Origin of the sequence: Paenibacillus prosopidis (assembly GCF_003337375.1) — a bacterium.
In the GTDB taxonomy this organism is placed as follows: Bacteria; Bacillota; Bacilli; order Paenibacillales; family Paenibacillaceae; genus Pristimantibacillus; species Pristimantibacillus prosopidis.
In genome coordinates this window covers 1-24,089 of the sequence record NZ_QPJD01000013.1, presented here as the reverse complement: position 1 = coordinate 24,089, position 24,089 = coordinate 1, and the positions used below count along the sequence as shown (strand labels likewise).

Here is a 24,089-nt window from a genome sequence, read left to right as displayed (position 1 = left end):
TTCTCTCTATCATTTTACTCACGGAGGTCAACAAATTTTGTCAAGCCAATCTATCACCATAAACAAAAATTATATTCTGCTGTTAATTGTAGTGTTCGGCGGCTTTCTCGTATTCGGATTTTCTGAAAATATTAAAGGGCCTGCGCTCCCTCGGATGCAAGCGGATCTATCTCTAGACGAAATGCAAATCGGCCTGCTTCTAGCCTTCAACTCGCTGGGCTATCTGCTTGCGTGCAGTTTCACAGGCTGGCTGGTCCGCCGGGCGGGAATGAAGTTTACAACCTCGCTAGCCTTCGGCTCGATGGCTTTATCAGGCATGTTCATTTATTACGCCGCTAATTACGCGGCGCTGTCCACCGCCTATTTTCTCATGTATGTCGGGAATGGGATACTGGAAATTGCATTAGCCATACTGGCGGCTCGCATCTTCACGAAGAACACCGGTACAATGATGAACCTGTCACACTTCTTCTATGGGCTTAGCTCAACCTTCGCTCCTATTATCGCAGCAGCGCTGATGGGCGTGAACGTATTTGGCCCGGCTCTTGGGTGGCGCGGGATGTATATGCTGATGCTTACCTTGACCATATTGCCAATGCTGCCTGGGTTGTTTGCCCGCTACTCAGGTGACGAAATGAAACAGGAGGAACGGATTTCGTTGAAGGATTATGCTCGTGATCCGGTTGCATGGTTAATTGTGGCGGTGCTGTCTTTCGGGGTTATATCGGAGCTTGCCGTAGGCGGCTGGCTTGTTAACTTCCTTGAGAAAGCGTATGGCTGGAGCAGCGATGCGTCAGCAGGCATGCTTTCGGCGTTCTTTTTCTGCTTTATGCTGGCGCGGCTTCTACTTGGACCCGTAACGGATAAAATCGGCTATACAATGTCGCTTATCATATTGTCGGCTTGCTCTGGGCTATGCTCGATCGCAGCAATTATAGTAGGTGAACCGGGGGCGTTTCTGTTCGCATTAGCAGGAGTGGGCATCGCGCCGATTTATCCGACCGTGATGGCTCTTCTTGCCAAACGTTACCGAAGCGCAGCCGATACTGCGATCACATTCACTGTAACACTAATGGGAATCGCCAGCGTAATCGGTAACTTCCTGATTGGCGCGATAACCGAGTGGACGAAGCATCTATTTGCCTATGGTGAACTTGAAGAGGCAGGTCTGATTAAGGGGCTGCAAGCCGGCTATTTGTTTATCGGTATTTGCGCGTTGCTATGTTCCATAACTTCTTTGCTGCTCTACCGGATGCTAAGGAAGCGGAATGAAGTTTTGTAGCATAGGCTTTATTACACAAAAATAAAGGTTGCCCTAACAGGTCTGCTTCGCAAACAACCTGCATGGGCAACCTTTTTTAAGCCGAAACCGATTGTATACATTCATTTAGATCCGTATAACTAAGCCCATGCGCATTCGCAACAGCTTCGTAAGTCACGAAGCCTGCAATCGTATTTACTCCCTTGCTCAAAGCGGCGCTGTTTAGCAAGGCCCCTCTCACTCCCGCATTTGCGATCGCGAGAGCATACGGCACTGTAGCGTTCGTCAGCGCGGCGGTAGCCGTCTGAGGTACAGCACCAGGCATGTTTGCGACTGCATAATGCAGCACGCCATGTTTTTCGAATATAGGCGAAGCGTGAGTCGTGATCCGGTCGATTGTCTCAAAGATGCCTCCTTGGTCAATCGCTACGTCAACGACCACCGATCCATTCTCCATTGCCATTACCGCATCCTCACCGACCAGCTTTGGCGCACGCGCTCCGGGAATAAGTACCGCTCCGATTACCAAGTCGGACTCGGCCACCGATTCGGCTACTTGATGCGTTGTCGATGCACGCGTTTGAACCCTTCCGCCAAACCGTTCATCCAAATAACGCAGCCGGTTTGCATCGGTATCCATTATCGTTACGTTTGCACCTAAGCCAAGCGCGATTTGAGCAGCTCCCGTTCCCACGACGCCTCCGCCGATAATCGTAACCTTGCCTTTCCTGACACCCGGGACGCCGCCAAGCAAAATCCCTTTTCCGCCATGCGTCTTCTCTAGAAACTGCGCCCCAATCTGCGCTGCCATGCGTCCTGCTATATCGCTCATAGGCGTTAGCAGCGGCAATTGGCCGTTTGCCAACTGGACCGTCTCGTAAGCAATTGCCGTAACTTTATTTCGTACTAAAGCTTCGGTCAGCTCAGGCTCTGCCGCCAAATGCAAATACGTAAACAATATAAGCTTCTCATGAAAATAACGATATTCTTCCTTTAACGGCTCCTTTACCTTGAGCACAAGCTCCCTGCCCCATGCATCCTCCGGATACGGCACAACGACCGCCCCCGCTGCCTCAATCTGCTCGTCTGTTATTCCGGAACCAACACCCGCTCCGCTCTCCACGAACACTTGATGTCCGCCGCGTATAAACTCATGGATGCCGCCAGGCGTAATGGCGATGCGGTTTTCTTGACTCTTCACTTCTTTCGGAATGCCGATCTCCATCTTGCTTCGCCTCCTATGCGACCAAGCGCAATTAACTGATGCCATCCTCAAAAGTTATTTTCAAAAATATCTGGACGTTATCATCTTCTTCTTCGTATAAAACTCCACGCCGTCTCTTCCATTCGCATGCAAATCCCCATAGAAGGAATCCTTCCAGCCGGAGAAAGGGAAGAAGGCCATCGGAGCCGGAACGCCAACGTTGACGCCGAGCATGCCGGCCTCCGCATCCTCGCGGAACCGGCGAACCGCCTTCGCATTTTCCGTATAAATGACAGCCGAGTTGCCAAAGCGGGAGCTATTAACGATTGCCAGCGCCTCATCCAAATCAGCAGCCCTTAGTACCGATAACACAGGCCCGAAAATTTCCTCCTTCGCGATCGTCATATCCGTCTTCACGTCATCAAATATAGACGGACCAAGAAAAAAACCTTCTTCATCGGGAGCAGCGGCAAGCCTTCCATCCAGCAGCAGTTTCGCTCCTTCCTCCGTCCCCCGTTCGATATAGGCTTCCACCCGTGCCCGATGCTCGCTGCGGATAAGCGGGGTCAGCGTAACTTCATCCTTCATCCCGTTCCCGATAACCATCGCTTCTGCCGCTTTCTGCAGCGCATGCATAAACCCGCTCCCGTCGCCCACCGCCACGACCGCGGAGCAAGCCATACACCGCTCACCTGCACTGCCGAATGACGACGCGATAATGTTTTCTACCGTTTTGTCTACATGGGCATCCGGCATTACGATATGGACGTTTTTGGCGCCGGCTAGCGCTTGAACCCGTTTGCCGAATGAGGATGCCCGTTCATAGACGTATTTGGCAACCGGCTGCGAGCCTACGAACGATATGGCCTTAACGGCTGGACTGCTTGTTAGGGCATTGACAACGGCATGGCTGCCGTGTACGACATTAAGCACGCCGACCGGCAAGCCTGCCTCCTGAAACAGCTGCGCCAGCTTATTCGCAGTGAGCGGCGTTCGCTCCGACGGCTTCAGCACGAACGTATTGCCAAGCGCAACCGCAAGCGGGAACATCCAGCACGGTACCATCATCGGAAAATTAAACGGCGTAATGCCGGCAGCTACTCCAAGCGGAACTCGAAACAGCTCCGAATCGAGATCGGTCGCAATATTGGCAAGCGTCGCGCCCATCATATGCGTCGGCGCTCCGGCCGCAAACTCCACATTTTCAATGCCGCGCTGTACTTCGCCTAACGCTTCCTTGTAGCTTTTGCCGTTTTCGGTCACTATGATTTCAGCCAGCTCCCCGGCATGCTCCTGCAACAGCTGCCAGTAACGGAACAGCACTCTTGCCCTGCGCGGAACCGGCGTTTTGCTCCATGCCGGAAAAGCCTTCTCCGCAGCAAGCACAGCAGCATCGACATCCGCCTGCTCTGAGAGCGGCACATAAGCGATGACGGCGCCGGTCGCAGGATTTAACACTTTCTCTACCAGCTCACTCTCCGGATCAACCCATGACCCATTAATTAGATTCCTTAATTTGTGCGTCTCCTTTAACGATATCGGTTCTATGGCCATTACTCTCAGCTCCCGGCGGCACAAATTTTCCACACAATGATTTGGACATCTTGTATAATCAGTAAAAAACGTTATAAATCCAATTTGGACGGTGACTGCCTATGGTGAAGACAGTACTGCAGCTGACGGTAAAAGATATTTTGAAGCGCCCTCTGTTTAAAAAAGCGGAAGCAGTCGCCAGCGAAGAAGCGCTGAACCGCACCGTGAAGTGGGTTCATATCATGGAAGTAACGCAAGTTGGCCATTTATTAAACGGCCATGAGCTTATTCTTTGCACCGGCATTGGCTGGCACGATAATGAGCAGCTTAGCGTCTCGTTCCTGCAGCAGCTTATCGATAGCGGCGCATCCGGACTTTGCATTGAACTGGGTCAGTACACGAAGCAGCCGTTCGACAAAATGAAGGAGCTCGCTCAGCGCGAGAACTTCCCCCTTATTTTTTTCCACGAAGAAGTTCGTTACATCGATATTACCCAAGATCTTCATGCCTACTTTATCCATCAGCATCACCGCATGGTTTCGGAGCTTGAGACGCTGTCGACAGAGCTCAATCAATTGCTATTGTCCGGCAAGGGCATGATGTCGCTGCTGCGCCTGCTTCACCAAACGACCGGCGAGCAGGTCGCTTTCTTCCCGCTCGGTGCCGAAGCGCAGTTCGTGCCGTATATGCCGCGGGCGAAAGCCGATGTCTTCTACGAGCAGTGGATTTACGGCAAAATGTTTGCTGCGCCGAACACGAAGAGCACCCTTGCACACCGTCCGATACTGGCTCTGGACCATTTGTTTGCCGATTTATTGCTACAATCCAAGCAAGAGCTGAGTGAATTTCAAATATTAGCGTTAGACCGCTGCGCCACAGCCATTGCCCAAGAAATGATGCGCACGAAGTATATAGAAGAAAGGCGCCGCCACAAGGAGGACTTGTGGTCTGTCGATTGGCTGGGCGGCAAGCATTCGCCAAAGGATATACGGGACTACATTAGCTCGCTCAAGCCCTCCGCTAAGCTGACCGGTGTTACAGTATGCTTATTTGAATTGGACTCTTCCTCAAAACGAACAGCCGACAAGGATGACGGTTCGCTGGTTATTCAAAAAAACATGGTGGCGCGCGCTATTTTCGAGGGCGAGGGCTTTGTGCTGCTTCCGCTGCTGCTGCATGACCAGATCGTGTTTATCGTGCTTGATCAGCTTGGAGCCGTTAAATGGAAAGAGCGCCTGCTAAAAGCCGTTAACCGATTGCAAAAGACGGAACGGCATCAGGAGCCGGCTTTCTTCTCGTCACCGATGGGGATCGGCAGCTACATGACGCAATTAACGAATATAAAAGAAAGCTATGAGACCGCTAAAGAAACGATTGCCATTCAGAAGGATATCGGTTCTCTTCCTTCTCCCTTCTATAACGATCTGCACCTGCACAAAATCATTTATACGCTTAAAAAGGCGGATACTCTTCCTGCTTTGATAGAGGAATATATCGGTCCTGTCGTCGCCAGCGACCGGGAGAAAAATGGTCAACTGCTGTTAACCCTGAAGGTCTATTTATCGCTAACCGGATCGAAGCAGGAAACAGCTAAAGCGTTGTTCATCGCAAGGCAAACGCTTTACCATAGACTGGACAAGCTTAGTGCTCTTTTAGGCGATAACTTCATGGAGCCTGATAAGCGGTTAACGATAGAGCTGGCGCTTCGCGCCTACGAATACGTGCACGGCCCGATAGTTTAAGATATACGCGACTGCTTAATCAACACATTTGATGCATATTTACGGGCGTCCGCGGTCAGGAGCAGCAGGACAGCCTGATCGCCGCCCGGGTGCTGCAGCGAAAGCCAAGTACCGCTCAAATCTTCACGTACGCCTATAATGCTGTATTGCTGCTTAATAAAGTCATCAAGCTTGTTTTTCTCTTCTGCAAACTGTTTATATGCCGACATTGAGAGTACCCTCCTTCAGACTAAAGCTTCACTTTTGGCTTCGGATCAGGCGCTGTCTCGCTTGCAGTTATATACGGGGCACGCTTTAAGTAACGGCCGGCGCCAAGCTCACCGACGAACTGCTGCTCACGAATTACAAACTCTCCCCGGGACATAACGCTTACCGGTACGCCAGTCACCAGCAATCCCTCGAATGGATTATAGTCAACGTTCATATGATGCGTTTCCGCCGATAGCAGGCGCTGGGCCTCCGGATCGAATATGACGATATCCGCGTCGCTGCCGACCGCGATCGTCCCCTTCCGGGGAAATAAGCCGAATAACTTAGCGTTACGTGTGGATATGATGTCCACGAACTGGTTCAGCGTAATGCGGCCCTTGCGAACCCCTTCAGAATAGAGGAGTGAAAAACGATCCTCAATCACCGGACCGCCGTTCGGTATTTTACTGAAATCGCCAAGCCCAAGATCCTTCTGCCCGTTGAAATTAAAGGAGCAATGGTCGGAGCCGATCGTTTGCAGCTGGCCGCTCTTCAGCGCATTCCACAGCACTTCCTGATGGGACTTCTCGCGAAGCGGCGGCGACCATACGTACTTCGCTCCTTCAAAACCCGGCTGCGCCAAATACGATTGATCGAGCACCAAATATTGCGGACATGTCTCGCCCCATACGTCGACGCCTTGCCCCCGGGCTTCCGCAATTTGCTGCACCGCCTCCGCGCACGTCACATGAACGACATACAGCCTCGCTCCGGCGAGGGCCGCAAGCTTAGCCGCGCGTCCGGTCGCTTCCCCTTCGATAACGGAGGGTCTTGTAAGCGCATGATAGATCGGATCCGTATGGCCTTCCTTCAGCGCTTTTTGGATAAGAAACTCAATGACATCGCCATTCTCCGCGTGGACCATGACCATCGCACCGAGCTCCTTGGCGGCAAGCATGGTTCGGAATAACGTACCGTCATCGGCTTGAAACACATTTTTGTAAGCCATGAACACTTTTAATGACGTTATGCCCTCATCCTTAACAATTGAAGGAAGCTCAGCCAGCACCTCATCGTTTATTTCACCGATCATCAAGTGAAAGCCATAGTCGATGACCGCTTTTCCCTTTGCCTTGTTGTGCCATGCTGCGATGGATTCGCTAAGCGGCTTGCCCTTCGTCGTTAAGCAAAAATCCACGATCGAAGTTGTCCCTCCGAATGCCGCCGCCGTTGTGCCGGTTGCAAAATCATCGGCCGTCACCGTGCCGCCGAACGGCATTTCGAGATGGGTATGCGGATCGATGCCGCCTGGAAATACGTACTTTCCTGACGCATCAATGACTTCATCCGCCTCGGCATCCAGATCGAATCCGATTTTTGCAATAATGCCGTCCTTAATAAGCACTTCGGCTGTATACGTATCCGCCGCTGTTACGATTGTTCCGTTTTTGATCAATTTGGCCGTCATCCTACACCGCCTCCTTCGAATCGGAATCTTTCGAGCCTTTGTCTGTACCGGGTGTACTGAGTGCTCCGATTGCTGCTTGACGCATGTTCCAGCTTAGCGGCATCTCCGACGCAGGAATTTCCACCATCGAGATCGCGCCTTCGACAGGGCAAACAATCGAGCACAAATTACATCCGACACAGTCCTCCTCGCGCACTTTCAAATAGGCGGCTCCATTCTCGTCTGTATGCCGCTCGATACATTGATGCGACGTATCCTCGCAAGCAATATGGCATTTATTGCATACGATGCAGTTGTCCTGCTCGATTCGCGCGACTACCGCATAATTCAGATCGAGATCGCCCCAATCGGAATAGCGGGAAACCGACTTGCCGATTAGCTCGTTCACGGACTGCAGTCCTTTGTCATCCAAATAATTGTTTAACCCGTCGATCATATCTTCCACGATGCTAAAGCCGTGATGCATGGCTGCCGTACATACCTGCACGCCTGTCGATCCCATTAACAAAAACTCTACCGCATCCCGCCAATTGGATACACCGCCGATTCCGGAGATCGGAACGCCGACAAGCGGATTACGGGCGCATTCTGCAACCATGTTCAAGGCAATCGGCTTGACCGCAGGACCGCAATAGCCGCCGTGAGCCCCTTTGCCGCCAACGTGCGGAATCGTATTCCATGTATCGAGATCCACGCCGGCAAGCGAGTTAATTGTATTAATAAGCGATATCGCGTCTGCTCCTCCTCTGACGGCTGCCTTAGCGGTAGCCGTGATGTCGGTAATGTTGGGAGTCAGCTTAACGATGACCGGCGTTTGCGCAACCTCCTTCACCCACATCGTCTGCATTTCCACTAAATCCGGCTGCTGGCCGGAAGCGGAGCCCATCCCCCGTTCAGCCATCCCGTGCGGACAGCCGAAGTTAAGCTCCAGCCCGTCCACGCCGACAGCCTCTACCTTTTTTACGATTTCATGCCACTTTTCCTGCTTGGGCTCTACCATTAACGAAACCACGACCGCATGGTCCGGAAACCTTTTTTTCGTTTCATATATTTCTTTCAAATTGATCTCAAGCGGTCTGTCTGTAATAAGCTCGATATTATTGAAACCGGCTACCCTTTGCCCGTTAAAATGTACGGCCGCGAAACGCGAGGACGTGTTAATAATCGGATCGCCGAGCGTTTTCCATACCGCCCCACCCCACCCGGCTTCGAAAGCGCGCTGCACCTGATATCCGGTATTCGTAGGCGGTGCCGATGCGAGCCAAAATGGATTTGGTGATGAAATGCCTGCCAAATTGATGCGTAAATCAGCCATAACGTTCCCTCCTCGCACTTAGCGTTTTGTAAATGGAATAGGCGGCAAGCTTGCCCTGCTGCGCTGCCGATACAACCATCGCCTCGCCTTGGCCTTCCCCGAAAACAACGTCGCCCGCCGCATATACTTTAGGATTGGACGTTTGATAGGTTTCGGGATCAACGGTGACGGTTCCACGCTTGTTTACCAGACCAAGCTGTTCGATCAACGGTAAATGCCGAGTTTGGCCAATCGCCTTAATAACGGCATCTACCTCAAGCAGAAACGCCGATCCTTCCACGGGAACCGGACTTTTTCTGCCGCCATCCTCCGCAGTCTCCAGCCTCATTCGTATACATTCGAGCGCCTTCACGTTACCGGCCTCATCCCCGATAATTCGGCTCGGAGCGGTCAACCATTGAAATTCGACGCCGTCCTGCTTCGCGAATTCATATTCAAAATCGTAAGCGGTCATTTCTTCTCTTGACCGGCGGTAAACCATCTTCACATTGACTGCTCCGAGCCTAATCGAGCAGGTTGCCGCATCGATTGCCGTATTGCCTGCGCCAATAACCGCGACCCGCTTACCGACAAAGTCAGCGTTAATTTCCGTCTTGGTCGCTTCGATAAAATCAATGGCATCGAAGACCCCCTCCAGCTGTTCCCCTTCTATTCCGAGCATTGGCACCTTCGACATGCCGATTGCCAGCACAACCGCGTCATACTCCTCCAGCAGCTCCTCCGTGCCAACGTCTTCACCGACCTTCGTGCTCGTACGAATGTCGACGCCCAGCTTCTTCACTTGATCCACCTCCCAGAGCGATATGCTCTGAGGCAGCCGGAACGAGACGATCCCATACGTGTCGAGACCTCCTGCCTGTTCCTTCGCTTCGAATATCGTTACCGCGAAGCCGAACCTTGCAAGCTCGCGTGCCGCTGACAGTCCAGCCGGACCGCCGCCGATGACGGCCACCGACTTACCGTTGCTTTGTCCGGCCGTAAACAACGTCTGCTCGTTCTTCATTGCCCAGTCCGTCGCATAGCGCTGCAAATCGCCGATCATGATCGGTTTGGACGAATGATTAAGTACGCAAGCACCCTCGCACAGCTCTTCAGTCGGGCATACCCGCGCGCAGGTGGCGCCGACCGGATTCGCATCCATAATAGCGCGCGCCGACCCTTTCATATTGCCGGATGCAATTTTTTTAATAAAGGAAGGGATATTAATGCCAGTCGGGCATGCCTTAATACAAGGTGCATCGTAGCAATACAAACAGCGATTTGATTCCTCAATAGCTTCCTTCGGCCGCATTCCCGCTTTCACTTCGGCAAAATTCCGCCTTAGCGAATCGATGGGAATGAACGCCGCACTGGCAGACACGCGATTGCTCATGCCGCTTCCCTCCACAAATTTTATGCGATCCCATCATCCGATTCGAACTCATATGCTCATAAACCAAGCGTAAACGGCTTCGCCGTCCTTTGGAGGCGCAGCTTACGTTTCGCGGTGAAATATAAGCTTATTTATAACTGTGAAACTTATAAATTCTTATATTTGAACGATATTGTCATACGTTTCCGGCCTGCGGTCACGGTAAAATTGCCACATATTGCGCACCTCGCGAATGAATTCTTTATTCATTTCGCCAATAACGACCTCATCCCGATCTCTGCTCCCGATCGCAACGATCGAGCCTCTTGGATCAACCAAATACGATTGCCCGTAAAACTCGCCCATGTTCCAAGGCGCTTCCGTTCCGACCCGGTTGATTGCCGCCACATAGTAACCATTGGCAACCGCATGCGCAGGCTGCTCCAGCTTCCATAAGTATTCGGACGTACCTGCGACAGTAGCTGACGGATTAAAAACGATTTCTGCGCCATTCAGCCCAAGCGCCCGCGCTCCTTCCGGAAAATGCCGGTCGTAGCAGATGTATACGCCGACTTTAGCAAACGCCGTATCAAAGACGGGATACCCAAGATTCCCCGGCTTAAAATAATACTTCTCCCAAAAGCCGCATGAGCCTCCGCCGGCCGCCACATGCGGAATGTGATGCTTGCGGTATTTGCCGAGATAGGCTCCGTCCGCATCAATAACAGCAGCTGTATTATAATAAGTCGCAATTCCTTCTCGCTCATAGATAGGAAGAACGATAACAACGCCAAGCTCTTTCGCCAACTCCTGAAACAGCCCCGTTGTCGGTCCGTTCGGAATTTCCTCCGCCGCGTCATACCACTTCGTCTGCTGCTCGGAGCAGAAATAAGGCCCATAAAAAATTTCCTGCAGCGAGATGATTTGCGCTCCCTTCGCTGCCGCCTCCCGAATGAGCCTTATGTGCTTTTCAATAGCCGCGCGCTTATGCTCTTCAACGGGCTCGTCGCCATGCAAGTCATTGGCGGCCTGAATCAATCCGATTTTTACGATTGACACTGCATTTACCCCCCTTTCCGTTCACTAATTTTACGGGCAGCCCGGTAGAGCAGCTCCGTCCCCAGCTGTATATCCTCAGGTGCAGCGTATTCCTTCGGGTTGTGACTGATCCCTTCCTTGCAGCGGACGAAAATCATGCTGTAGTCGCAAACATATGACATTGTTAAGGAATCGTGAAATGGCCCGCTCATAAGCTCTGGCGGCGTAAGCCCCATTCCTGCAGCCTCGTGACGAAGCACATCCTTAAGCCAATCTGCGCAAAAGCGCGGCTCGCTGTTCGTATCCTCACGGATCGTGTACGACAAACCATGCTCCAAGCAAGCGTCGTCAATGAGCATACGAAGCTGCTCTTCCAGACCGTTTCTGCGTTCCAGATCAATATCCCGCAAATCAACGGTAAACGACACCCTCTCCGGGATAATGTTTCGTGAATCCGGAAATACGGTCAGCGAACCGACCGTTCCGACTGTCGGGGCGTCAGGCTCCTGACGCGCCAGCTCATTGAGTGCAACGATGACCTTGGCGCAGCCTACAAGAGCATCCTGCCGCATCGGCATCGGCACCGAGCCGGCATGTCCTGCGAAGCCGGTCATCTCGACCGTCCACCACAGCGGACCGGATATGCCGCTGACTATGCCGATTGGCTCGCCCTTAGCCTCAAGAACCGGTCCTTGCTCAATATGAAGCTCAAGAAAAGCGCCGATCCGTCCTTCTTCAAATGTATAACCGTCAAACCCTGCAGGATCGCAGCCAAATTCCAGCAATGCTTCCCTTCGGGTCATTCCATTCTTATCCGTACGCTCCAGCTCGCCTTCTTCGAGCTTTCCTGTCATGCCTCTTACGCCGAACAGCCCTTTATTGAAGCGGCAGCCCTCCTCATCGCAGAAGGCGACAACCTCTATATTCATCTCCGGCTCATATCCGGCTTCGACCATCGTCTGAACCGCTTCGATTGCGCCCAGCACGCCAATGACTCCATCGTATCTGCCGCCATAAGGCTGCGAATCGACATGTGACCCGAGCATTAATACAGGAGCATCAGGGTCGCGCCCTTCCAGCACGCCGATCAAGTTGCCGAAAGGATCGATTCGCGTAGTCATCCAAGCTTCTTCCATCCAGCTCTTCACAAGCTCGACGCCCGCGCGATCCTCCTTCGATAAAGCTAGCCGGCAAACGCCGGTTTCACCGATTTTCCCGATTTGCGACAGCTTATAAATCCGGTCATGAAGCCTTTTGGAATTAATATGGATTGGAGTAGTCACCTTCATCTGCCATCCTCTCCCGCCCCAGCCTCGAACACCTGAAGAAGCGTATCGGCAATAAAGGCGATTTCGTCGTCCGTCGTTGACAATGGGGGGCTAAGCGTCAAAATATTCATAAAACCGGGGACGGTGTCGCCGTTTTTGCCTATGAGCAGCCCTTTTTGTTTACAGCCGGCAATAATGGCGGCCACTGTCGCAGCATGCGCCGGCTCCTTTGTCAGCTTATCCTCGACCAGCTCGATGCCGATAGCCGAACCAAAAATTCGTACCTCACCCACATTAGGATGCTCTCCCAGAGTTTCAATCCGGCTTAGCAGCTCTTTGCCTATATAAGCGGAACGGCTCACCAAATTTTCACGTTCCAAAATTTCAATATTTTTGAGCGCCACCGCGCATGATACCGGGTTGCCGCCAAACGTATTCACATGCCGGAAGTGGCTGTCCGCCCCATTCGTTTTGAAGCTGTCGTACATTTCAGCTGATACAGCCGTTGCCGATAGCGGCGAATACGCGCTGGTAAGTCCTTTCGCCATCGTGACGATATCCGGCCGTACGCCGTAATTGTGATGCCCGAACCGCTCGCCCGACCGGCCGAAGCCGCAAATGACCTCGTCGACGATCAGCAGTACATCGTGTTTATCACAAATTGCCCTCAATTTAGCTAGATAATCATCCGGAGGTACGATCATCCCCCCGCCGGTAATGACAGGCTCAACAATGATAGCCGCGACTGATTCCGGACCTTCCCACATAATGGCGTCTTCATAGGCCTGCGCGCATTGCGTTTCGCATGAGCCTTTCGTTTGTCCGAAGGGACAACGATAGCAATAAGGCGGCGGTACGTGAGTAAATCCTATGCCAAGCGGCTCGTACTTCAGCTTCCGCTGCGCCTGCCCTGTCGCGCCGAGCGCTCCCATCGAATTGCCGTGATAGGCTCTATGACGTGAAATAAACTTATGCTTGCTTGGCTTTCCCCTCTGATGATGGTATTGGCGGGCTATTTTGAAGGCGACTTCATTGGCGTCCGATCCTGAATTGGAGAAGAAAATCCGATACTCTCCCTCGAGCCATTCATTCAGCTTGGCAGCAAGCTCAATGGCAGGCACATGGGACTGAATAAGGGTTGAATAAGCGAGCGTCTTCATCTGCTGCGCAGCCGCCTCGGCAATCTCAGTCCGCCCGTGCCCGACATTAACGCACCATAAGCCGGACATGCCGTCCAAGTAACGATTGCCGTCAGCATCGGTTATCCAGCTGCCTTCTCCCGAGACGACGACCATCGGGTTTTCGTTATGGGGGGTAATATGATGCCATACATATTTGCGGTCCTTCTCCAGCAGCGCTTCTTTCGCCTCTGTATCCATCGCTTCCTCTTTCACATTCATAGGCTGCTCTTCCTCCTTCACGACTGCCGTTCGTATAGTAGTGGAATGGACCCGCGGATAGACCATCCGAGGGTCCTTACAGACTAGCCTATGCGGTTACTTCGCCGCATCTTCCAAAATTGTTTTGTCGATAGCTGACGCGAGGTCGGGCTCTTTTTTAATAAGCCCGTATTTGACAGCAATCTCTACCGTTCTTTGAACGGCATCATCCACGAACGAGCCGACCTGCGCATCCGTAAAGCCTTCCGGCTTAACGAGCTTCGCCATTTCCATCAGCATCGTCGTCTGATGCTCCTTTGTCGTACTGCCTTCCGTTACGGCGCTCATAACGATATCAACCGATTCGGCTTGATTCGCTATCGCGTAATTCCAGCCCTTCATCGTCGCTTTGATCGCTTTGACGGCAATGTCACGGTTGTTTTTCAACCATTCATCTTTGACTATGAGTGTATCCTCCAGCATGCCGACGCCTGCATCCTCAAAATCATAAACGTACAAATCCTCTTCCTTTATGCCGCTTTCGAGCACAACATGGTACTCGTTATATATGGTCGAGACAGCAACGTCCAGCTGCTTATTGAAAAACTGGTCCATCGTAAAGCCCTGCTTTACCAGCTCAACGTCTTTCTTCGGATCCAGCCCGTTCTTCTCCATGAACGCAAGCACTTGGAATTGCTGGCTGCCCGTCCACATGCCTATCTTCTTACCCTTCATCTTCGCTGGCGAGTCGATGCCGGACTCTTTGCTCGCTACAAACCGGTAAGAGCTCTTCTGCAGCACTTGAGCTACCGATACGAGCGGGAGGCCATTGTCCCGGTTAACAAGCAAGCTGTCGAAGCTCGTTACCCCGATGTCGGCTGCGCCGTTCACGACCTGCTGCTCAATCACAACGTCCGGACCGCCCGGGATAATTTCGACATCCAGTCCTTCTTCTTCATAAAAGCCTTTCTCCTTCGCGACAAAAATACCGGCGAACTGCGCTTGAGGCACCCACTTTAGCTGAATTTTTACCTTCTTGAGCGGTTCAGCAGCCGGCTTGTCGGCCTCCGGCGACGCATCAACGGCAGTTGCGGGCTCGTTTGTCGATGCAGCGGGCTCACGGTTGTTGCCACATGCCGATACGACTAGCAGCGCAAGCACAAGCAGAATTGTTGAAACGGATTGCAGCATACGGCTTCTCTTTGTCATGCTGACCATTCCTCTCCATTATCGATTCTATTTAAAAGATGATGACATCCCCTGCTGCCCTGTGAGCCGGACAAGTCCAATCCGTTAAACTATTGCTTCCGCTGCGCGATATGCCAAGGAATCACCAAGCGCTCTATGACCTGAACGATATAGTACAGGATGATTCCGAGTAACGCGGCAATGACGATGCAGGACCATGCAAGCGGCATGTTCGCCAATTTGATTTGGTCGGACAGCAAGTACCCGAGTCCCCGAGACGATATAAAAAATTCCCCGACGATTGCCCCGATAATACTGGTTGACATATTAATTTTTAAAGCGGTAAATACATGCGGAAGCGCGCTTCGAAAACGAAGCTTGGCGAAGATTTGAAACTTACCGGCCGCATACGAATTCATAAGCTCTATAGAAGTCGGATCAATGGAGCGCAGCCCCTTGAATGCGCTGACAGCCATCGTTGCCATCGTCATTACGGAAACAATCGCCATTTTTGATGCAACACCGTCACCGAACCAGTTATTCATGACAGGCGCTAAAGCAACAATCGGGACAGCGTTTAGGGAAGCCATTAGCGTGATACCGCCCCTTCCCGTTCGAGGAAAAAACGACGCCGCCACGGCTGCGATAAGACCAAACAGCGATCCTGCTAAACAACCGCCTACTATCTCGCTCCCCGTATATAGCGAGTAGCTCCAGAGAACATCGACATTTTCGCGAATCGAAACAGCTATCGAGGAAGGTATCGGAAGCTGATATTGCTCCAAATGGAATACCTTATGAAAGCCTTTGAGCTGCCAAATGAGCAGAAACAACACCCCAAAGCCGGATGGAAGCAGATATGCTGAACGTTTACTCTTAAGAGCCCGCCCCTTTTTTAGAGCTGCCGGCTTGGGGCGAATGTTATCTGCAGATTGCGGAACGGCCATCTCCTTCATGTTTCGTCCCTCCCCTTCGAACGGAACTCAGGCTGCCATGGCGTCATCCACCTCTCAAGTAAGGTGATGATAAGATATAAAAGCAGTCCTATGGCCATGCTGATTAGAACGGTTGACCAAAACATATATACTTGGGCTGTCCCGTAATAGAGGGAGCTGACCATTAGAACGCCTATGCCGTCCGGAGCTCCCATTAGCTCGACAATGATTGACGCCGTAATAGCAAGCGGAGCCGACAGCTTTAATCCCGCAAACAAGCCCGGCAATGCCGATTTCAGCTTAAGCTTCAAATACAAAGTCCAAGTCGATGCTGCATATGATCGCATCAGTTCAAGCTGCTCCTGCTTGATGCTCTTTATGCCGCGCAGCGCATTAATAGTGACTGGAAAAAAAGTCACATAACCTGCCATAAGCACCCTGGATAAAGCCGCGTCATGAATAATGCCGTAAATAATAGGCGCCAGACCGATGATCGGAATCATTTGCGAAGCTATCATATAAGGGGACAGCGTATTTTCCACCGTTCTTGATAAACTCATTAGAATAGCCAATGCGAAACCAATCGCCGATCCGATGACAAAACCGGTTATGGAGTTGCCAAATGTAACGGCTCCCTGTTTGATCATCGTCGGGAAGTGCTCTACCAGCGAGCTGAGCACCCGGTGTATGTAAGGCAGCTTGGAAGCTGGAGCAGTCAATTGCGCAATGTCTTCAATAAACCATGCCCCTGCCTCCCACAGAAGGAGAATTGCCGCCGCCCACAATACGAATGTGCCGTTTTGACCAAACTTTTTAAATAGTCTGCCCGTCAAGGAAACCACTCTCCTCGTAAAAACAATTCCTAACCGTCTTCATCATTTCGTGGAATCGTTCCGACTCGCGTATATGGGACGGGTCCCCCTCCTCCCTGACGTTATCCACGATAGAATGAACCCGTCCGGGATGCGCTGACAACACGATGATTCGGTCCGACAAATATACAGCCTCGGGAATACTGTGCGTTACAAATACGATCGTTTTGTTTGTCTTCCGTTTAATTTCAAGCAGCTCAAGCTGCAGCTTTTCCTTCGTAAATTCATCAAGTGCAGAAAACGGTTCATCCATTAATAAAATAGGAGGGTCTAAGGAAAGAGCCCGGGCAATTGCAACACGCTGCTGCATGCCGCCGCTTAACTGCCAAGGATAATAATGCTTGAAGGAAGAGAGCCCTACCATTTCTATTAATTGTTCGGTTAGCGCACTATATTGAGATTTTTTTTGACCCAGTACTTCAAGCGGGAGCTCAATATTTTGTTTAACCGTTCTCCATTCAAATAAGGTAGGGTTCTGAAACACGATACCGAACTTTCGACGGAGGCGAACCTCGCGGGGATGCTCATCTTGAATCATTATTTGACCTTCGGTCGGCTCGAGCAAATCGGCCATCAGTCTAAGGAGAGTTGACTTTCCACAGCCCGATGGGCCCAGGAGCGATACGAATTCGTTACGGTAGATCTTGAAGCTGACATTTTGGAGAGCAGTAACTTCGTGGCCTTTTTTACCAAAACGCATGGATACCTGGTCGACAATGATCTCTGCCTTCTTAGCAGCCTGGGATAGATGCATGTAATCCCTCCTCATTAATAAAGCAATTTGCGTTATGTTAATGACAGGTTTTTAAAGCTCTTGTGTAATATTATATAACACGTATTATAAAATTCATTATACAAAATGGTTAAAAAATGGGCCGCTTATTTGACATAATGTCAAATAGGACGTATGGCTTTTTTGGTAGAATGCTAGAATTGGACTAATTTTCCTTCACATAACCGCTCGGCACTTGAATATATTGAATAACAACAAAGAAATAAGCGAGGAGGTGCTCCGAAATGGGTTCATCGGACAATGGAATGTTCAGCGTGTCACGGGAGGACTGGTCACTGCATCGCAAGGGGTATCAAGATCAATCCAGGCATCAACAGAAGGTCCGCGAGGCGATTAAGCAAAACTTACCGGACCTTGTGTCCGAGGAAAGCATTGTTATGTCTGACGGCAAACAGATCATCAAAGTGCCGATTCGGAGCCTTGATGAATACCGGTTCGTCTATAACTACAATAAAAATAAACATGTAGGCCAGGGTGATGGAGACAGCCAGGTTGGCGACGTGCTCGGCGTAGATCCCGCCTCTGCACAAAAAGGCGGCAAGGGCGAGGGCGCCGGCGATCAGCCTGGCGAAGATGTTATTGAAGCTGAAATCACCTTAGCGGAGCTGGAGACGATGTTATTTGCCGAGCTGGAGCTTCCTTTCCTCAAGAACAAAGATAAGGACCAGCTCGAAACGAAGGAAATTCGCTTCAATGATATCCGCAAGAAGGGTATCATGTCCAATATCGATAAAAAGCGGACGATCATCGAAAACCTGCGGAGAAACGCGACGTCTGGCCAACCGGGCATTCACGGCATCTCTCCTGACGACCTGCGCTACAAGACGTGGGAAGAAATTATCAAACCGCAGTCGAATGCCGTTATCATCGCGATGATGGATACGTCGGGATCGATGGGCTCCTTCGAGAAATATGTAGCCCGCTCGTTTTTCTTCTGGATGACACGTTTCCTGCGTCACCAGTATGAGAAGGTCGATATTGTGTTTATTGCCCATCACACGGAAGCGAAGGAAGTGACCGAGGAGGAATTTTTCACACGCGGCGAAAGCGGCGGTACCATATGCTCGTCAGCCTACGTGAAAGCGCTAGAAATAATCGATAGCCGCTACTCACCGAATTTGTACAATATTTACCCTTTCCATTTCTCCGACGGAGACAATCTGACGAGCGACAATGAACGCTGCGTGAAGCTAATCGGCGAGCTGCTTAAGCGCTCCAACCTATTCGGCTACGGCGAGGTCAACCAATACAACCGCTCCAGCACGCTCATGTCCGCCTACAAGCACATCAATCTGCAGCATTTCATGTACTACGTCATCAAGGAGAAGGGCGAAGTATATAATGCCCTCAAGTCATTTTTCCGTAAGCGGGAAGGCGTACCGGGGTAACAAGCTCGTGACAAAAACAATCCCGCCTTGCACAACAATGCATCAGGCGGGATTGTTTCTAGTGTAACGATCTCTCAAGTTGACACACCGTATCACGAATTTCTTGCTTTACTTTTTTATACTCAATTTTCTCCCATAGACGCAATAACTGAATGTATTTCAGATTGCCTGTTTGCTTGATTTTATCCAAAAACATTAGAATCATTCCGCGATTTCGGTCTTTTAAATAGCTCATATCGATATCAGATTTTCCTTGCGCCAACCATGCGTCCCATTCCTGAAGAAGCTCTTCAGCCATCCTTGCTCGCTCGATCGACCAGCCTCGCTCCGTAAAAACAATCATTGGAAGCTTCCCGCTGAATTGAATCTCCAGGAAATCATTATAAATCATCCAATCTATCTTATTTACGATTTGTTCTAGAGAAAATAACTTATAGTAACCGTAAGACGGACAATCATTCAATCCAAGCTCCAACACTTTTTTCTCGCGGGAGCCTTTTAATATTTTAGCAAGCAGAGTCCGTCCGCCACGAGCAATAATTTCATCAGCTGCTCTAAGAATGGCAAATATGTCCTCATCATATAATTGTTCGTTTATGATCTTGTTAACATAACCTTTTTGTGGCATTGAAGATGCCCTCCGATCGAGTTTACTTTTGAACCATTATAATTCAAAACCTTTATAGCCCATCGCTCGGTAGCCATGTATTCTTTTCTTATACATGCTCATTAACATTGGAACTTGCAGGTCAATATAATCATAAATTTGCACTTCCGTTTTATTGATATACGACCGATGCAGACGGCCGGCATACTGCTGCAATGTTCCCTTCCAAGAAACCGGATGAACCAAGAACAAAGTATCCAGTCTAGCATCGTCAAAACCTTCTCCAATAAGTTTCCCGGTAGCGATAAATACCCTTTCCTCATGATCCTTTATGCCAGCTATTTTTTGCCGAATCGCCTCACGCTGTTTTCTACCCATTCCACCCCGAAGAACGATAACGTTTTTAGCAAACTTCTCCAACCGTTTCTCGAAATATTCTACATGAGCCGTGCGTTCCGCCAAAAGAACCGGTGACCTTCCTTGGTCTAAACATTTGAGTATATCATCAAAGATGAGCGAATTTCGTTCTTCATCTTCAATAAGTAATTGATAGATATCTTGGATTGATAGATTTCCTGTAGTTTGCGGCAACTGTAATGAAGTATATCGAGGTATCACCTTATGTTCCATGCCTCGCGCAGCAGCCTGAGATTTTGCATCAATGCGTATTCGGATCGGTCCGCATTGCATCAACACAATCGGATGTTGACCATCCTGCCTTGCTAGGGTTGCCGTTAAACCGAACCACATACTTAGCTTTTGCCATTTTTAGTACCTGCTCAAAGCTAAAGGCGGAAACGTGATGGCATTCATCTACGATGATCTGTCCGTAACCACTAATGTACTCTTTTACCTGGGCTTTAGAATTCAAGCTCTGGATCACGGCTATATCTATTTTTCCTGTTCTTTTATCTTTCCCGCCACCCACAACACCAATATCGCTCTCCTGGATTTCCAGAAAGGTTTGCAATCGTTCCTTCCATTGATCCATTAACTCCCTGCGATGGACCAATATCAGGGTATTCACTTTTCGTGTTGCGATGATATTAGCAGCCACTACGGTTTTCCCGAAAGCTGTTGTCGCGGAGAGAATACCTATTTCATGTGCCATTACTCCTCTTGCCGCACCATCTTGCAGCATGGATAAAGTTCCTACAAACTCCACTTCAATGGGCTGTCCTTGATTTCGCTCGTCATGAAGCAACGGTTTAACATCATGGTGATTAAATAGATCCAGAACTGGTTGTAAGCAACCTCTCGGAAGCGCAATATGCTTTCGCATCCTATCACTCGTGGTTTTCCATAGGTTGGCAAACGCATTGCCTGTGTCTTATAGAAATCAGGATTTTGAAATGCGGCAAGTCCAATTAATCGGTTTATCATGTTTGACGGAAGCCCATCTTTTGAGATGTAGACCATATTGGACAAAACAATTTCAATACTAGATGGCAGCGCTCCCCGTAAGATTAATTCACTGTTTTTATGGACAGAATCCCATGGTCGTTCGTCTTCCTCTTCAAGGTTTATAAATCCGGCATTTATTACTTCACCATTTGCAGCAGCATCTCGAACAATTTTTTCCACACTATCTGAAGAAAGCTTCCGCATCTGCGATAGGAAACGCCATTGATCATCAAAAGGCATTAACTCATTATCAACAAATACACTATTCCCTTGTTTTCTTGGTACTCCTTGTAAAGGAAGTGCAATTAAGTTTCCGAACCCGCCTTTAGGAAGCGTATCCTGGTTCGGAAACAATCGATCGTACGAATCTAGTCCGATTTGATACCTCGACTGCATTGTCTTTGAAATAATCGAGAACCCAAGCTTCCTTGCTATAGTTGCAGCTATTGGCTCCTCGAAAAAAATCCAAATATGCCCGCCTTGACCTGACCTTGAACGTTCCAATGCAGCGGGCACTCCCATTTCTTCACAAGTCTCCATCACTGCTTTTGCATCAGTTTTCCAGTCGTGCTTGTCCAGATCAATGGCCACAAACCAACAGGTTTCATCTTGCAGCATGGGATATACACCTAATGTTTGATTGAACTTAGCATCCAAGTGCTTATTGATAACCTCGTCTGTCACCGGTAAAAAATGTTGATACGTACAATCAGAGCATTTTACCTGCGGTTTCTTGCATACCGCACTCCATTCGTTTCCACACGCAGGTGAGTAACTCGATTTCCCTGTTTTGTTCTGCCAACGAGCAGGAAATACATCCTCGCGTCCTCGAAACAATTTTCGAAATAATGTGATCTTTTCTATCGGTGTCGAATATTGATGTATGGTTATCTCGTCGTCTTGAGAATTTGTAGCCATTCGGGTATTAACTTCATATATTTTTTGCTCAGTAGTAGTCTCTATAGTTTTGAGTGGAGAATCTCCCTATGTAAAAAAGTCTAATTGCATGCGTAACATAGTATTTTCCATTTTTAATCGCTCGATTTCCAATAAGGCATGCGCTAGCTGTTGCTTTATATCAATCATGATACCCTCCTATAAGGAAGTAAGCTTGTTAATGATCTAAGGATATTATACACGATCCCGTGTTCCTTCTTCTTCAGGATGACTTGTTTCCTGTGATAAAAAAATCTACCGGTTTCGTATCCCTCTTTCAAGAACAAAAACCTTAGCCAACTGTTATGGCTAAGGTTATTTATTATCGTTACTGGCTAACCGTAAGCTGATCCAAGCTTTTAAATTCATAACCTTGGCGGCGAGCCTCATCAATAATGCTCCCTAGAGCTTCACTATTGTCCTTAGATACGGCATGCAGCAGAATAATGGCTCCGGGATGAAGCTGCTTTACAACTTGGCTGAAAGCATATTGTGAACCTTTCTGCGCCTTAACGTCCCAATCCTTATATGCCACTGACCAAAAAACATTCGTATAACCGAATTGTTTACTGGCTGCTAGAACTTTTTCGCTAAAAATACCTCTGGGCGGGCGAAGATACTTCATTTCCTTCTGTCCTGTAAGTATCTCAACCTGCTCCTTCACCTTATCGAGCTCCGTCTTGATGCTCCCCTCCGATAGCTGGGACATATCCGGGTGGCTCCAAGAATGATTGCCAACGATATGGCCTTCCATAACCATTCGTTTAAGCAGCTCCGGTTGATCCTTCACATAATGTCCCGTTACAAAAAAAGCGGCAGGTGCCTTTTTTTCTTTAAGGATATCGAGAATTTTAGAAGTATAGCCGTTCTCATATCCGTTATCAAACGTTAGATACAGCTCTTTCTTGCTTGTATCGCCTAGAAACAACGCTCCGTATTTTATTACGATGTCTTTGAAGCCTTCCTGATCGATAGAAGGCAGTCGGCCTTCCACGCTCTTCTTGAAGCCATAATGATAAGCACCGGGCTGAGCAATCGCGGTACCGGAATTTAATGCGCCCCAAATGATCACGGCAAGCAATGTCGCTAACCACATTCTACGCTTCAACAAAAATCACACCTTTCTGTACTCTTTAGCGTAGCTATATTTCCCTATTGTGATTATAAATAATCATTACTTAAAACCAATTAATTCCCAATGACTTTAAAGCAAACCTGCAGCGTATTTTAAGGAATATAAATAAAAAAACCACTAACCCTACATGTCCGAGGACAGTGAGTTAGTGGTTTTATGTAACAACATTTGTTTAATAATGGTCGGGACGACACGATTTGAACATGCGACCCCCTGGTCCCAAACCAGGTGCTCTACCAAGCTGAGCTACGTCCCGAGAAAAAATGGTGCCGTCGAGAGGACTTGAACCCCCAACCTACTGATTACAAGTCAGTTGCTCTACCAGTTGAGCTACAACGGCACATCAATTGATTGTCACCTGTAAAGGTAAATTTGCTGCTGCTCTATTAAGCTGAGCTGCATCCAAAGTGAAAAAGTGGTGCCGTCGAGAGGACTTGAACCCCCAACCTACTGATTACAAGTCAGTTGCTCTACCAGTTGAGCTACAACGGCACATCGATTATGGTCACTTTAAGGTGATTGGTTGCGGGGGCAGGATTTGAACCTGCGGCCTTCGGGTTATGAGCCCGACGAGCTACCGGGCTGCTCCACCCCGCGTCGTTAAAAAAGTATGGTGACCCGTAGGGGATTCGAACCCCTGTTACCTCCGTGAAAGGGAGGTGTCTTAACCCCTTGACCAACGGGCCTTGTAAAATCGAACGGAGAGAGAGGGATTCGAACCCTCGCACCACTTACGCAGTCTAACCCCTTAGCAGAGGGTCCCCTTGAGCCACTTGGGTATCTCTCCAAACTTGGCTCCCCGAACAGGACTCGAACCTGTGACAACTCGATTAACAGTCGAGTGCTCTACCAACTGAGCTATCAGGGAAAATATGGTGGGCCCTAGTGGACTCGAACCACCGACCTCACCCTTATCAGGGGTGCGCTCTAACCAGCTGAGCTAAGGGCCCTAAGCGAGTTACGCCTTGAAAACCGGATACGAAAGAATTTGCTGCTGAACTTTAGCTGTTTGTCTGCCGGATGTATGGGTCCAGGCAAACGGTTTTAGGATAAGCCCTCGACCGATTAGTATTCGTCAGCTGC

21 protein-coding genes and 8 tRNA genes are annotated in these 24,089 nt (G+C 49.6%); 3 read left to right on the top strand and 26 right to left on the bottom strand.

Annotation, left to right across the window (positions count from 1 at the left end; genetic code table 11):
• Positions 1 to 37 precede the first annotated feature (37 nt).
• Complete coding sequence (locus DFP97_RS19935; protein ID WP_245976458.1) at positions 38 to 1,282, top strand: MFS transporter; 1,245 nt, start codon at positions 38 to 40, stop codon at positions 1,280 to 1,282.
• 76 nt (positions 1,283 to 1,358) lie between these two features.
• Here the strand turns inward: DFP97_RS19935 and ald are convergent, their stop codons facing one another.
• Positions 1,359 to 2,486 carry an alanine dehydrogenase gene (gene ald / locus DFP97_RS19930; protein WP_114381950.1) on the bottom strand — a complete coding sequence of 376 codons (1,128 nt, stop codon included), beginning with the start codon at positions 2,484 to 2,486 and terminating at the stop codon, positions 1,359 to 1,361.
• A 60-nt stretch (positions 2,487 to 2,546) separates the two neighbouring features.
• A complete protein-coding gene (locus tag DFP97_RS19925) occupies positions 2,547 to 4,019 on the bottom strand; it encodes a CoA-acylating methylmalonate-semialdehyde dehydrogenase (protein WP_114381949.1) in 1,473 nt (490 codons plus the stop codon).
• Between the two features lie 101 nt (positions 4,020 to 4,120).
• On the opposite strand from DFP97_RS19925, the gene DFP97_RS19920 reads away from it, so the two are divergent.
• Positions 4,121 to 5,740, top strand: coding sequence for a PucR family transcriptional regulator (locus tag DFP97_RS19920; RefSeq protein WP_114381948.1), 1,620 nt, complete (start codon positions 4,121 to 4,123; stop codon positions 5,738 to 5,740).
• Here the strand turns inward: DFP97_RS19920 and DFP97_RS19915 are convergent.
• The 11 genes from DFP97_RS19915 to DFP97_RS19865 all read right to left on the bottom strand — a co-directional run bounded on the left by DFP97_RS19915 (position 5,737) and on the right by DFP97_RS19865 (position 17,497).
• Positions 5,737 to 5,949, bottom strand: a complete 213-nt coding sequence (locus tag DFP97_RS19915; RefSeq protein ID WP_114381947.1) for a hypothetical protein — start codon at positions 5,947 to 5,949, stop codon at positions 5,737 to 5,739. The genes DFP97_RS19920 and DFP97_RS19915 overlap by 4 nt on opposite strands.
• A 20-nt stretch (positions 5,950 to 5,969) precedes the next feature.
• A complete protein-coding gene (gene hydA / locus DFP97_RS19910; RefSeq protein WP_114381946.1) occupies positions 5,970 to 7,397 on the bottom strand; it encodes a dihydropyrimidinase in 1,428 nt (475 codons plus the stop codon).
• 1 nt (position 7,398) lies between these two features.
• Positions 7,399 to 8,712 carry an NAD-dependent dihydropyrimidine dehydrogenase subunit PreA gene (gene preA, locus DFP97_RS19905; RefSeq protein ID WP_114381945.1) on the bottom strand — a complete coding sequence of 438 codons (1,314 nt, stop codon included), beginning with the start codon at positions 8,710 to 8,712 and terminating at the stop codon, positions 7,399 to 7,401.
• Positions 8,705 to 10,084, bottom strand: a complete 1,380-nt coding sequence (locus DFP97_RS19900; protein ID WP_114381944.1) for an NAD(P)-dependent oxidoreductase — start codon at positions 10,082 to 10,084, stop codon at positions 8,705 to 8,707. Before DFP97_RS19900 ends, preA begins: the two co-directional genes overlap by 8 nt.
• A 156-nt stretch (positions 10,085 to 10,240) precedes the next feature.
• Positions 10,241 to 11,122 carry a nitrilase-related carbon-nitrogen hydrolase gene (locus DFP97_RS19895; RefSeq protein WP_114381943.1) on the bottom strand — a complete coding sequence of 294 codons (882 nt, stop codon included), beginning with the start codon at positions 11,120 to 11,122 and terminating at the stop codon, positions 10,241 to 10,243.
• Between the two features lie 5 nt (positions 11,123 to 11,127).
• Positions 11,128 to 12,390 (bottom strand): M20 family metallo-hydrolase, encoded by a 1,263-nt coding sequence (locus DFP97_RS19890; RefSeq protein WP_114381942.1) that lies wholly within the window; start codon positions 12,388 to 12,390, stop codon positions 11,128 to 11,130.
• Complete coding sequence (locus tag DFP97_RS19885; protein ID WP_114381941.1) at positions 12,387 to 13,769, bottom strand: aspartate aminotransferase family protein; 1,383 nt, start codon at positions 13,767 to 13,769, stop codon at positions 12,387 to 12,389. The genes DFP97_RS19890 and DFP97_RS19885 overlap by 4 nt, the downstream gene beginning before the upstream one ends.
• Positions 13,770 to 13,865: 96 nt before the next feature.
• A complete protein-coding gene (locus DFP97_RS19880) occupies positions 13,866 to 14,957 on the bottom strand; it encodes an ABC transporter substrate-binding protein (protein ID WP_114381940.1) in 1,092 nt (363 codons plus the stop codon).
• Between the two features lie 89 nt (positions 14,958 to 15,046).
• The gene (locus tag DFP97_RS19875; protein WP_114381939.1) at positions 15,047 to 15,892 is read right to left on the bottom strand and encodes an ABC transporter permease; all 846 of its coding nucleotides are present in this window, start codon (positions 15,890 to 15,892) and stop codon (positions 15,047 to 15,049) included.
• A complete protein-coding gene (locus DFP97_RS19870) occupies positions 15,889 to 16,704 on the bottom strand; it encodes an ABC transporter permease (protein ID WP_114381938.1) in 816 nt (271 codons plus the stop codon). The genes DFP97_RS19875 and DFP97_RS19870 overlap by 4 nt, the downstream gene beginning before the upstream one ends.
• A complete protein-coding gene (locus tag DFP97_RS19865; RefSeq protein WP_114381937.1) occupies positions 16,685 to 17,497 on the bottom strand; it encodes an ABC transporter ATP-binding protein in 813 nt (270 codons plus the stop codon). Before DFP97_RS19865 ends, DFP97_RS19870 begins: the two co-directional genes overlap by 20 nt.
• A 263-nt stretch (positions 17,498 to 17,760) precedes the next feature.
• Here DFP97_RS19865 and yhbH point away from each other — a divergent pair, with 263 nt between their 5' ends.
• Complete coding sequence (gene yhbH, locus DFP97_RS19860) at positions 17,761 to 18,924, top strand: sporulation protein YhbH (RefSeq protein WP_114381936.1); 1,164 nt, start codon at positions 17,761 to 17,763, stop codon at positions 18,922 to 18,924.
• A 58-nt stretch (positions 18,925 to 18,982) separates the two neighbouring features.
• Here yhbH and DFP97_RS19855 read toward each other — a convergent pair whose 3' ends face one another.
• The 13 genes from DFP97_RS19855 to DFP97_RS19805 form a co-directional block, all read right to left on the bottom strand.
• A complete protein-coding gene (locus tag DFP97_RS19855) occupies positions 18,983 to 19,552 on the bottom strand; it encodes an RQC-minor-1 family DNA-binding protein (RefSeq protein WP_114381935.1) in 570 nt (189 codons plus the stop codon).
• Positions 19,553 to 19,588: 36 nt separating this feature from the next.
• The gene (locus tag DFP97_RS31210; RefSeq protein ID WP_220271178.1) at positions 19,589 to 20,161 is read right to left on the bottom strand and encodes a DEAD/DEAH box helicase; all 573 of its coding nucleotides are present in this window, start codon (positions 20,159 to 20,161) and stop codon (positions 19,589 to 19,591) included.
• Positions 20,162 to 20,189: 28 nt separating this feature from the next.
• Positions 20,190 to 20,672, bottom strand: a complete 483-nt coding sequence (locus tag DFP97_RS31205) for a DEAD/DEAH box helicase family protein (protein WP_220271177.1) — start codon at positions 20,670 to 20,672, stop codon at positions 20,190 to 20,192.
• Between the two features lie 11 nt (positions 20,673 to 20,683).
• Positions 20,684 to 21,853: a TOTE conflict system archaeo-eukaryotic primase domain-containing protein gene (locus DFP97_RS31200; protein ID WP_220271176.1), complete on the bottom strand. Its 1,170-nt coding sequence runs from the start codon at positions 21,851 to 21,853 to the stop codon at positions 20,684 to 20,686.
• A 346-nt stretch (positions 21,854 to 22,199) separates the two neighbouring features.
• Entirely contained in the window at positions 22,200 to 22,967 is a 768-nt protein-coding gene (gene pdaA, locus DFP97_RS19845; RefSeq protein WP_114382102.1) for a delta-lactam-biosynthetic de-N-acetylase, read from the bottom strand.
• 218 nt (positions 22,968 to 23,185) lie between these two features.
• Positions 23,186 to 23,262 (bottom strand) — tRNA-Pro (locus tag DFP97_RS19840).
• Positions 23,263 to 23,270: 8 nt separating this feature from the next.
• Positions 23,271 to 23,346: transfer RNA gene (locus DFP97_RS19835), tRNA-Thr, on the bottom strand.
• 76 nt (positions 23,347 to 23,422) lie between these two features.
• Positions 23,423 to 23,498, bottom strand: a tRNA-Thr gene (locus tag DFP97_RS19830).
• Positions 23,499 to 23,526: 28 nt separating this feature from the next.
• Positions 23,527 to 23,603: transfer RNA gene (locus DFP97_RS19825), tRNA-Met, on the bottom strand.
• Positions 23,604 to 23,617: 14 nt separating this feature from the next.
• A tRNA-Glu gene (locus DFP97_RS19820) sits at positions 23,618 to 23,692 on the bottom strand.
• A gap of 13 nt (positions 23,693 to 23,705) precedes the next feature.
• A tRNA-Ser gene (locus DFP97_RS19815) sits at positions 23,706 to 23,793 on the bottom strand.
• Between the two features lie 5 nt (positions 23,794 to 23,798).
• A tRNA-Asn gene (locus DFP97_RS19810) sits at positions 23,799 to 23,874 on the bottom strand.
• Positions 23,875 to 23,879: 5 nt separating this feature from the next.
• Positions 23,880 to 23,956: transfer RNA gene (locus DFP97_RS19805), tRNA-Ile, on the bottom strand.
• Positions 23,957 to 24,089: the final 133 nt, after the last annotated feature.